The organism is Streptomyces sp. NPDC088246 (assembly GCF_044741025.1).
Lineage (GTDB): Bacteria > Actinomycetota > Actinomycetes > Streptomycetales > Streptomycetaceae > Streptomyces.
Map to the genome: position 1 here is coordinate 56,604 of NZ_JBIURV010000008.1, position 11,294 is coordinate 67,897.

The following is an 11,294-nucleotide window of genomic DNA, read 5'->3' on the forward strand; positions in this document are numbered from 1 at the left end:
AGGTGGACTCCGGGTTTACGGAAGGGTGTCCGGCGGTACGCCGATGGGGGATTCGCCGGAAGTGTGGATGCCCGGCTTCGGTGAATGCCGGCATGCGAGATCTCCCCGTCACCCAGGATTCCCGGAACTGCCGTGGGTGTCCGCGACGGTCGGGGGATCGGTGCCGGTTCGACGCATATCGGTTCAGAATTTGCCGCGCGCGGTTGGCTGTCGGGCCGGGCTCAGGCAGCCGGAACAGGCCCTCGGCCGCCCTGCCCTGGCCTCCTGGCGTTCCGCCTCGAAGGCGACAGTGGTGGCTCGGAGCACGTCGGTTCGTATCCGAGCGACCGGAAATTCTTCACCCGTTTCAGGTGCCGCGGGGAGCCCTGGAGGCGTAGACCTACGGGGTGCAGGGGAAGAGATCTGCCAAGACCGGCAAGCCGGGTTTCCCCCGGTCGGGATTTCTGCTGTTCTCATCCCCCGTAGGGGGAAGCAGGAGGCCCGGCGTTGTTGTTTCTACGGTGCGAGATTGCTCAGTACGCCGCTGACATTGAGTACCTGGTGGCATTCGGAAGCCTGAGTTCCGGTCGCTGGCGTGCCAGGTTTGGCACAGGTCACGGAAGCGGTGACCGTGTCGTTCTCCTGAATCTCGATGGGGGTGACCCAGTGGTAGTCCGTGTTGCGGAAGGTCTCCAGAGCGATGGTGGTGATCTTCCGTTCTCCGAAGGAGATGGTCAGTACTCCTTCGTCGCCCTGGAAGTTCGCCACCACGATGTCCGTGATACCGAATACCTTCCCCTTCGGAACCCGGTACTTCCCCTCCTTCTTGGCCCCGGACCCGGTCTGCACATCGATCGTCGCCGAGCTCTGCTGGGTGCCCCCCGATCCCCCGCCCGTTCCCGAGCCGGAACCACCCGAGCCGGAGCCTCCGGACGCGTTCGGCTTGCCCGTACCGTCCCCCTGCCCCTGGTTCTTCCCCCCCTGATCGCCCGTGCCGCCCGCCGTTGTCGCACCCTGTTGCTCGTTGCGGGGCGTCTTTTCCTGAGCGGCCTCGTTCGCCGCCTGCTTCGCGGTGCTCCGTACCGCGGGCCGGACCAGTGCGAACCACGCGAGCAGCAGCGCGAGCAGCGCGGCCAGAACGATCAGCAGCCACCTGGGCAGTACCGGCAGTTGCGCGAACTCACCGGGCAGCGCCTCGGACCGGCCGGGCTGCTCGCTGTCGGTGTCCCGTTCGGTGCTTTCGGCGGCCTCGACCTCGAACGGCCAGGCGACCGGCTTACCGAACCAGATCAGCTTCCGGGCCCGTACCCGCAATCCCACCTCGGCGGACTCGCCCGGTTCCAGGCGTCGTTGGCCCGGGGTGAAGGCCAAGCGGAGTTCCTCGCCGGCCTGCTTGCCGGTGAGAGCGACGTCGACCGCGGTGTTCCCCTTGTTCTGCACCGAGGTCCGGAACCGGGCGCCCAGCCAGCCGGAGCGCCGGCGCGGGTCGAGGTCGGCCCGGAGCTCGTGAAAGGGCCCGACGACCACCGTGGCCTCGGGGACCGCCACCGACTCGGGGTGCTCCGTGGGCAGAACGCGGACACCCAGGGGTATCTCACCGGCCCGGACCTCGTGGGACCGGGGCGGCGCGAGCCGTACGGTCACCACCTCGGAGGTGCCCGGGTAGAGGGACACGCGCGCCGGCTCGACGGTGCTCCACGCGGCGCAGTCGCCGACCACTTCGAGCGTGTAGGCCTCGACGATGTCGCCGTCGTTGCGCACGGTCAGGGTCGTCGTCGCTTCAGCGCCGGGCGACACCGTCACCGTGGGCATTTCGAGTTCGGCAGATGTGGTCACGATGCGACGTTAAGCCGCCCCTGCGGTTCCGCAGCAGAGACGCGAGGGCAACAAGCGGGCAGGGGTGGTGCCCCGACGGCACAACGCCGCGGTGCCCCCGCGACCCCTCCCCGGGCCCGATCCCCATGCCGGAGGCCGGTGCAGTCGAGAGCGGCAACAGACATATCTGGCGGAAGTACCTGAGGAAGACAGGCACGCAACGATGACGACGACGGACATGAAGAACAGAGCAGCGGAACGCGGCCAGTACCGCAGGCCCGCTACGTCGGAGCACTCCGCCGAGGGCAGCGCCAAGGAGGCCCCCGGGGGCAGGATCTCCGTGGCGGTGTACGCGGAGGACCTGATCCTGCGGACCGGTGTGGTCCACCAGTTGCGCGTGCGGCCCGAGGTAGAACTGATAGCGGAGTCCGAGGCCGAACGGGCCCAAGTCTCCTTAGTGGTAGTGGACATGGTGGACGAGCCCACTGTCCAGCTCCTGCACCGTCTGCAGCGCAACACCGCGACCCGTACCGGACTCGTCGTCGGTTTCTTCGAATCGGGCGCGCTCCAGACCATGATCGAGTGCGGTGTCGCCGCCGTGCTGAGGCGCGGGGAGGCGGACCAGGACAGTCTTGTCCACCTGGTGACGGCGATGGCGAACGGCGAAGGAGTGCTGCCGGGCGACCTGCTCGGAAAGCTCCTCGACCACGTCAGCAGCCTCCAGCGCACCGTCCTCGACCCCCGGGGGCTCTCGCTCTCCACCCTCACGACGCGGGAGGCGGAGATGATCAGGCTGGTGTCGGAGGGCTACGGCACCGCGGAGATCGCACAGAAGACCTCGTACTCCGAACGCACCGTCAAGAACGTCCTGCACGAGGTGGTGACACGGCTCGAACTGCGCAATCGGGCCCACGCTGTCGGATACACCATGCGACACGGACTCATCTGAGTCCTGCCGCGGGCTCCCACGTGGACGGCCGTTCGGACGTCGCCGCGCGGGAGCCCGCCGGTGTTCTTGGCCGGAGCAGCCGGGCGGGGTGACCGGGAAGGCGACGCAAAGGGCAACAGCCCCTTCCCCCGGTCCGGGTACTACGGACCTGTCCTTGGCCCGGCGCAGGCACGATGCTTGTCCTGGAGAGTCATCAACAGGACTGTGAGGTGGGCCGTGACCGGCACTGCTGGCCCTGCGAGGCATACCCGGCTGGGCCGGCTGACGGGCGCGGTCGTGCTGTTGGCGCCGCTGCTGGTGGCGGGTTCCGCGTCCGCTCCTCAGGGTGCGCCGAGGCTCGCCGCGGCGGCGGACGAGGGGCCGGTGGATGCCGGGCGCATCGCCTACGCCGGGACCGAACACCGCAGCCTCGGCCGGGTCTCCGACCCGGCCACCAGCGCACCGCTGTTCGGTCCCGGACCGGCCCACTACGACCAGGATCCCTCCGCACGCGGTGAGGTGCTGGTCTTCACCAGCCTGCGCGACAGCGTGCGACCGCAGGTGTACGTGCGCGACGCGGACGGAGCGGTGCGCAAGCTCACCACCGGCCGGGACGCCGCGCACCCCGAACTCTCCCCGGACGGGCGGACCGTGGTGTTCGACTCCGCGGAGCGGGGGCCGGGTGACGTGGTCCAGCGTGAGCTGTGGACCGTCGGGGTCGACGGCTCCGGCCTGCGGCGGCTGACGGACACCCTCAACAACGAGACCTTCCCGACGTTCTCCCCGGACGGCTCGCGGATCGCGTACTCCTGCGACTCCGGTCCCGGGCGGAGCGGGCTGATATACGAACGGGCCGTGGCCGGCGGCGCGGCGAGGGTGATCAGTGACGGCCCGCCCGGTGACGCGACCGAGCCGGAGTGGAACCCGGTGGACGACGGCTCCCACCGCGCTCTCGTCGCGTACACCCTCACCACGGACGAGACGACGGGACCCCGGCTCCGGGTGACCGAGGGGGTCGGGACCGACCGTCCCCTGCTGGCCGGTGTCCAGGCCGGCTGGCGCACCCGCTCGGCCGCCTGGCTGCCGGACGGAAACGACTTGGTCCTCCTCAGCCCCGACACGACCTGCGGGTGCAAGGACTACGACCACGTCTACCGGACGACCGCCTTCGACGGAACCGAGCCGAGCCTGGCGCTCGGCGAGGACCGTGCGGTCGAATCGCCCACCTGGATCGGGCCCGCGGACTCCGGGACCGTCGTGGTGGCACGGCGGACCCCCCGTGAGGCGAACGACGTGACGCTCCAGGACGTCAGGCAGGACGGTTCGGATCCGCGGGACCTCGGGCTCTCCATCCTGAAGGAGGACCCGGCGGCCAGTACGAACACCGACCCCGCCAAGGATCCGCTGTTCAACCCGCAGGATGCCTATGACCCGTGGACCGAGCGGCAGAACTACACACCGGACGGCAGGCGCATCGTCGTGACCCGCTTCGAGGGTCCGGAGAAGGAGCGCGTCGAACGGATCTGGCTGGCCGACGCCGACGGCTCCAACGAGGCGGCGATGCCGCTCGCCGGACGCGGTCCCCGCGACTGGGACACCGACCCCACGTTCTCGCCGGACGGTACCAAGCTGGCGTTCACCAGGACCTCGCCCGGCGGGGTCGGCGGGGCCGCGGGGCCGAGCAGCATTCTCATCGCGGACGTGGCCACGGGAGCGATCGTGGGCAAAGTGGTCCCGCCGGAAGGGCAGTTGGCGGGTGGTGACGCGCAGCCGACCTGGTCGTCGGACGGAACCACCCTCGCGTTCACCCGCAACCACGTGATCCGGGGCCTGGGCGGCATCAAGCACGTCTGGACCGTGCCGGTGGCGGCGCTCGACCAGCAGCGGGACCTCAGCGTCACCATCTGCCCCGGTGAATGCAAGGTGATCGACGACAGCCCCGCCTTCTCCCCCGACGGCGGCACGCTCGCCTTCAACCGCAAGGACGGCGGCGGCCGGGTCAACGAGCGCGACGGAATCCTCGTGACCTCGCTGACCGGCGGCGAGTGCCGGGTCGTGCTTCCGTCCGTCCAGCGGAACAACCCCGACGCATGCCATCAGGACATCCCCGACACCTCGCAGACCGGGCCCTTCCAGCCCCGCGACGTGGCCTGGTCGCCGGACGCGGGACGGCTGGTGCTGAGTTCACGCAGAGCGCTCGCACCGAACTCCCCGGAGCAGCTGTCCGTGCTCGACCTCTCCTCCGGCACGCTGACGCCGTTCGGCGACAGGCTCACCGGGCGGCAGAAGGAGCCCGCCTTCCAGCAGTCGGTCGACCTGTCCCTGACCGCACCGCCCACCGGACCCGCGGTGGAGGTCGGTTCCTCCGTATCGGTGACGGTCACCGTCACCAACAGGGGTCCCGCACCCTCGCCCGGCACCACGTTCACCGTCGACGCCCCGCCCGGCGTGCGCCTGGAGGAGCTCACCACCCCGGCCGGGTCCTGCACCACCGGGTCGCCCCAGTGCGACCTGGGCGTGCTCCGGCCCGGGGCCAGCGTGAAGGTCACCGCTCGGCTGACCGGCGTGACGTCGGGAGACCAGCGGATCGGCTGGTCGGTCACCGGAGCCGTGGTGGACCCGAACCCCACGGACAACGCCACCGGGACGACCGTCCCGGTCCGGGACGTGCCTGAGACACCGACGCCCACCCCGTCTCCTTCGACCTCGCCGCCCCGGCCTCCGGCACCCCAGCCGCCGCCCGAACCCGAGGCGGGGCCAGGCGTCACGGTGCGGGCACAGCCCAGCCCCGGCTTCGTCGGAGGCCGGGTGGTGGTGACGTACACCGTGCGCAACGGCCGGAACGCGCTCGCCACCGGTCTGCGGCTGAGGCTCGGACTGCCCACGCGGATCCCGGCGGGTCCGCTTCCGGCGGGCTGCGCCGCCGGGGTGTGCACGCTGCCCGACCTGGCGCCGGGAGCCTCTACGGTCGTCCGCGTCGTACTCAAGCCGGACCGGGCGCTGAGGACGACCGTCACCGGAACGCTGACCACGACGGGTACCGACGCCGACACCGGCGACAACGTCTCCAGGATCCCGCTGCGCATCCTCCAGCCCCGTATCGTCGCGGTGCCCGCCGTCGGCAAACCCGGGTTCGTCACCTCCGTACGAGGCAAGGACTTCCCGCCCGGAGCACCGGTGACGCTCACCTGGAAGCCCGGGATCACGGCAACCGCACCGCCCACGGTCCCGCGAGGGGACCGTACGTTCATCGCGCAGTTGCTGATCCTGGCGAAGGACCAGACCGGGCCGCGCACGATCACCGCCGAGGGACCGGGGTTCAGCCCGGTCACCACAACCTTCCTGGTGGTCAGTGGCACGATCGTCCCGCCGGACGAGGTGGGGCGCCGATGATCCACGAAGTGGACGAGGGGCTGCGGCTGTTGCTGGTCGACGCCGGCCTCCAGGAGAGCGGTGTCGACCTGGTCTTCGACGCGCCGACGAAGGACTGGTCCGCCCGGCGCAACGCCCCCACGATCAGCGTCTTCCTCCACGGCATCCGTGAGGATGCGACCCGCCGCCGTACCGGCACGGCCGAGGAGCACGACGACCAGGGAATGGTCATCGGCTGGCGGACCCCGCCGCGCTGGTTCGAGCTGACCTATCTGGTGACCGCCTGGACCAACCGCCCGCAGGACGAACACCGCCTGCTCTCCGAGGTGTTGCGCTGCCTCGTACGATCGGACGTCCTGCCCGCCCGTATGCACACGGGCAGCCTCGCAGAGCTCGGACTGACAGTGGAGATCGAGGCGGCGGGCCCGGGCATCGACGGGCCGTCCGCCTCGGACGTGTGGTCCGCGCTCGGCGGTGAGCTCAAGGCCGCGATCGACCTGCGTGTGTGGGCACCGCTGGCCGGTGAAAGGACATCCGCCGGCCCGCCGGTCACCGAAGGGCTGGTGGTGAAGGCCGAGCCCGCACGGGACGGCGAGCCGGCGGCACCGGGGCGCCGGCTGCGCTACGAGGGGGCGTCCGACCCCGGGGGGCAGGGCTTCGCCGCGGCACGTGAACGGCAGCTGCCGCCCGGTCGGCGCAGGCGCGGGGGTGCGGCTCGATGACCACGACACAGGGCACGCATGCCGTCCGCGAGCTGCCGGGCGCGCCGACGGCGGGCATCGAGGACCTCTGGGAGCGGTTGATCCACGTCGAGCAGCGGGTCAGGCACGCCGTGGCGGCCCGCCGGGCCGTCGACCCGGAACCGGACGATCCGTACCGGGGGCAGTACCTCACCCCCGAGGCGGCCGAGCGGATCGCGACGTCCCGCGACGCGTTCGCGCCCGTACCGGCGTACGGCTCCGAGCCTCCGCCCCACTCCCCGCCCGGGAGCCGGATCCGGCAGCTCGCCGAGAACTTCGGCCTGGTACCGCTGGACGTCGACCTCCTGCTGGCCGCGATGGCCCCGGACATCGACATCCGGTTCGAGCGGCTCTACGGCTACCTCAACGACGACCTCACCCGGCGAAGGCCGACCATCGGCCTGGCACTTGAGCTCTGCGGGCTGCCCGCCGCGAGCTCCGGCCGCTTCCGGTTCTCGCCGTCCGCCCCGCTGGTCGCGGGCGGGCTGCTGGAGGTCCTGGAAGCCGACCGCCCACTGCTCTCGCGGGTGCTGCGAGTGCCGGACCGGATCACCGCGCATCTGCTCGGCGACGACGAGACCGACGGGAGGCTGCGCGGCCTCGTCCGGGTGGTCGGGCCCGAGGAGGAGCCGGACACGGGACCGGAAGTCCTGCGGGTCGCGGCGGCGTTGGGCACGGGCAGCGGCCTGGTGCATCTGCTCGACCGGGGAGGCGACCCCGGCAGACTGGCGGTCCAGGCGCTCCTTGCCGCAGGGTGTCGTGCGCTGGTGGTCGACATCACGGCACTCGCCGCCGCTCCCGAACCCGCGGAGCTCGTACGGACCCTGGCGGCCGAGGCCCGGCTGAGCAGTGGCGGGGTCGTCCTCGGGCCGCTCGAAGCGCTCGCCCCCGAGCGGCCCGAGAGAGCCGGGCTGCTCAGTGGCCTCTGCGCGGCGGTCAGCGGTACTCCCCTGATCGCGTACGGGAAGAAGAACTGGGACCCCCTGTGGACCAGGGAGAGCCCGGTTCCGGTCCGCGTCCTGCCCCCGGGCCCCGCGGGTGTGGCGCGGCAGTGGCGTCGGGCGCTCGCCGAGGCCGGCACGGCTGTCGGGCTGCCCGCCGAGAACGTGCCGGCCGACGAGGGACTCATCGAGGCCACCGCCTCCTACCGGCTCGACTCCGAGCAGGTGCGCAAGGCCGCCGCCGTCGCCTCCCGGCTGGCCGTCCTGGAGGAGCGTCCGGTGGACGCGCAGGACCTGCGCACAGCGGTCCGGGGACAGAACGGCGCGGGGCTCGAACGGCTCGCCCGGCGCATCGAGCCCGCGGTCGGCTGGGACGACCTCGTGCTGCCTTCCGCGACCCGCCGCCAGCTGACCGAACTCGCGCTGCGCGCACGCCACCGCGAGCAGGTGCTCGGGCACTGGCGGATGCGGCCGGGCGGCGGCCGGGGGCGGGGGGTCATCGCGTTGTTCGCCGGTGAGTCCGGCACCGGCAAGACCATGTCCGCCGAGGTGGTGGCGTCGGAGCTCGGCATGGAGCTCTACGTCGTCGATCTGTCCACCGTGGTGGACAAGTACATCGGTGAGACCGAGAAAAATCTCGAACGGATCTTCGTCGAGGCGTCCGACGTCAACGGCATCCTGCTGTTCGACGAGGCGGACGCCATCTTCGGGAAGCGCTCACAGGTCAAGGACGCGCACGACCGCCACGCCAACGTGGAGTCGGCCTATCTGCTGCAACGGATGGAGTCCTTCGACGGGATCGCGGTGCTCACCACCAATCTGAGGGCCAATCTCGACGAGGCCTTCACCCGCCGCCTCGACGTGATCGCGGAGTTCCCCATGCCGGACGCCCAGCAGCGACTGGCCCTGTGGGACCGCTGCCTCGGGACGGCGATCCCACGCGACGCGGAACTCGATCTGGAATTCTGCGCGGGACGCTTCGAGCTGGCGGGAGGGTCGATCCGGGCCTGCGCGGTGACCGCCGCCTACCTGGCGGCGGAATCCGGTAGACCGCTCGGTATGGAGCAGCTCGTCTCGGCCGTGTTCCAGGAGTACCGCAAACTCGGCCGACTGGTCCGGGAGAGCGAGTTCGGCCCTTGGCTGGACCGCGCGCGGGGACGTGACGGAGGTTAGCGCCTCCGGAAGATCTCGGCCGCACCTCTCCCGGCCGGAGGTGTGCGCCGGGGGTGAGGGTGTGCGTCCCGGAGGCAGGGCGACGCTGCTGGCAGACGACGAGTGAGACATGAGCCCGGCGCTGTCGATGGCAGGTACACGATTCGGAGATCTGTCCTCAGCAGTCGATGATGGTCACCGCGAGCCCCCGCGCGGCTTCCTGAGGGCCCCTGACCAGGGGACCCGGTGGCCGAACACGGACGCACGCCGGAGCACTGGCCCGCGGCCCACGAGGTCAGCACACGGACCACTGGCCGACGGACGAGCACTGAGGAACTGCGGGGCGCGATGGTCCACTACCGCGCACTCTTCGACGATCTGCTCAGCAACGGCGAAAGGCCGGGGACGCAGTGCACGGGACCGCGACAACCGCCGCGTCACGTCGTCCTTGACGGTCGTGCAGCCGGTTACATCTGCAGGGGCGGATCCGACAGCCGGAACCGCAGTCGGCAGATCACCGCGTCCGTCTCGTGGCGGACGGCGTGCGCGACGACCGCGCCTCGCTGGTTCTGCAGCAGCCGCTGCCACATGTGGGCCGGTTCGACCTCGGGGATGAGCACGGTGATCCGTACGCCCGGATCAGTGGCCGCCACCTCGCGTACATACGCGGCGACCGGACGGCCGACCGAACGGCGCTGCGAGGTCACACGCACCAGGGGGACGCCCGGATTCCACAGTGCCCAGTCCCGTTCCAGCGCTTCGGTCAGGATGCGGTCCTCGGCATCGGGGTGGCAGACCGTCACCGCGCGGACCTCGTCGCCGAGGGATACAGCGGCGGTGAGAGCCTCGCTGGTGAGCCGGGTGAGGGAGGAGACCGGAACCACGACCAGCGAGCGGTCGCGGTGCGGAGGCTCCGGGATGCGGCCGATGCCCAGCCGCTCGCCGATCCTGGCGTAGGCACGGTGGACACACTCGAAGCCGGCGACCAGCAACGGCAGGGCGACCACGATCAGCCAGGCGCCGTCGTGGAACTTGGTGGCCGTGACCACGACCGCGCCGACCCCCGTCAGGAACGCGCCCAGCCCGTTCAGCAACGCCTTGCCGACCCACTTGGGCCCGCGCACACCGCGCCAATGGATGACCATCCCGGTCTGGGCGATGGTGAAGCCGACGAAGACGCCGATCGCGAAGAGCGGGACGAGGGTGTTGGTGTCGCCCCCGGAGAAGACCAGGAGCGCGGCGGAGACGGCCGCGAGCGTGAGGACCCCGTGGCCGTGGACCTGTCGGTCGGCCTTGAGCCCGAAGACATGCGGCAGGTAGTTGTCGCGAGCCAGCAGCTTGAGCAGCACCGGCAGACCGCCGAACGACGTGTTCGCGGACAGCGCCAGCAGCACCATGGTGGCGAACTGGACGACATAGAAGGCGAGATTGTGCCCGAAGGACGCGTCGGCGAGCTGCGCCAGCACGGTGACGCCCTCGACCGGCTGCAGCCCGAACCGGGAGATCAGCACGGACAGACCGATCAGCATCACACCCAGCAGTGCGCCGAGTGCGACCTCCGCGCGCTGGGCGCGGCGGACGGCCGGGGCACGGAAGGACGGAACGGCGTTGGCGATGGCCTCGACACCGGTGAGCGCCGAGCAGCCTGAGGCGAAGGCTTTGAGTAGGAGCAACGCACCGACTGTGCCGGCGTTGGTGCCGAGTACGGAGGCATGGCCGGCGGCCGCTTCCGTGCTCACCGGGGCGTCGCGGAACAGCCCGACCACGATGAGGACGAAGATCGCTCCGACGAACACCGCGGTCGGCACGATGAACGCGCGCGCCGAGTCCACGATCCCGCGCAGATTCACGGCGGTGATCAGGACCAGAACCGCGAGGCACAGCCACAAGCGATCGCCGTACAACTCCGGGAAGGCGGAGGTCAGCGCTGCCACGCCCGCGGTCACGGCGACGGCCACGTTGAGGACGTAGTCCAGAACCAGGGACGCGGCGGCGACCAGGCTGGTGCGGCGGCCCAGATGCGCTTTGGCGACCGCATAGCTTCCGCCACCGTCCGGGAAGGCCGCGATGACCTGGCGGTACGAGGCCACGAGGACGGCCAGGAGGACGGCGATCGCCAGCGTGACGGGGAGCGTGAAGCCGAGCCCGTGGCCGCCGGCCGCTGCCAGGACCAGAACGATCGCCTCGGGCCCGTACGCCACCGAGGCCATTGCGTCGAGAGAGAGCGCGGCGAGGCCGGTGAGGGTGGTGAGCTTGTGCCGGGCCCCGGTATCGGGGGGTTCCTCGGCCCTTGGTGCCGTACCGGGGTCTGAGGTGAGAAGAGACATGTGCTGCGCGGTCCTTTGATCGGGTCCGCTCAGGGTGATC

At 70.9% G+C, this 11,294-nt stretch carries 6 protein-coding genes; 4 read left to right on the forward strand and 2 right to left on the reverse strand.

Annotation, left to right across the window (positions count from 1 at the left end; all coding sequences use genetic code 11):
- Positions 1 to 495 precede the first annotated feature (495 nt).
- Positions 496 to 1,791 carry a hydrolytic protein gene (locus ACIPEK_RS13740; protein ID WP_401995242.1) on the reverse strand — a complete coding sequence of 432 codons (1,296 nt, stop codon included), beginning with the start codon at positions 1,789 to 1,791 and terminating at the stop codon, positions 496 to 498.
- A gap of 241 nt (positions 1,792 to 2,032) precedes the next feature.
- Between ACIPEK_RS13740 and ACIPEK_RS13745 the strand changes: the two genes are divergently transcribed.
- From ACIPEK_RS13745 to ACIPEK_RS13760, 4 genes are all read left to right on the forward strand, one after another.
- Positions 2,033 to 2,743 carry a LuxR C-terminal-related transcriptional regulator gene (locus ACIPEK_RS13745; RefSeq protein WP_401994855.1) on the forward strand — a complete coding sequence of 237 codons (711 nt, stop codon included), beginning with the start codon at positions 2,033 to 2,035 and terminating at the stop codon, positions 2,741 to 2,743.
- 216 nt (positions 2,744 to 2,959) lie between these two features.
- The gene (locus ACIPEK_RS13750) at positions 2,960 to 6,115 is read left to right on the forward strand and encodes a hypothetical protein (RefSeq protein ID WP_401994858.1); all 3,156 of its coding nucleotides are present in this window, start codon (positions 2,960 to 2,962) and stop codon (positions 6,113 to 6,115) included.
- Positions 6,112 to 6,816, forward strand: a complete 705-nt coding sequence (locus ACIPEK_RS13755; protein WP_401994861.1) for a DUF4255 domain-containing protein — start codon at positions 6,112 to 6,114, stop codon at positions 6,814 to 6,816. Before ACIPEK_RS13750 ends, ACIPEK_RS13755 begins: the two co-directional genes overlap by 4 nt.
- On the forward strand, positions 6,813 to 8,948 hold the full coding sequence (locus ACIPEK_RS13760) for an ATP-binding protein (protein ID WP_401994864.1): 2,136 nt from the start codon (positions 6,813 to 6,815) through the stop codon (positions 8,946 to 8,948). Before ACIPEK_RS13755 ends, ACIPEK_RS13760 begins: the two co-directional genes overlap by 4 nt.
- 446 nt (positions 8,949 to 9,394) lie before the next feature.
- Here the strand turns inward: ACIPEK_RS13760 and ACIPEK_RS13765 are convergent, their stop codons facing one another.
- Positions 9,395 to 11,254: an APC family permease gene (locus tag ACIPEK_RS13765; protein WP_401994867.1), complete on the reverse strand. Its 1,860-nt coding sequence runs from the start codon at positions 11,252 to 11,254 to the stop codon at positions 9,395 to 9,397.
- Between the last annotated feature and the right edge of the window lie 40 nt (positions 11,255 to 11,294).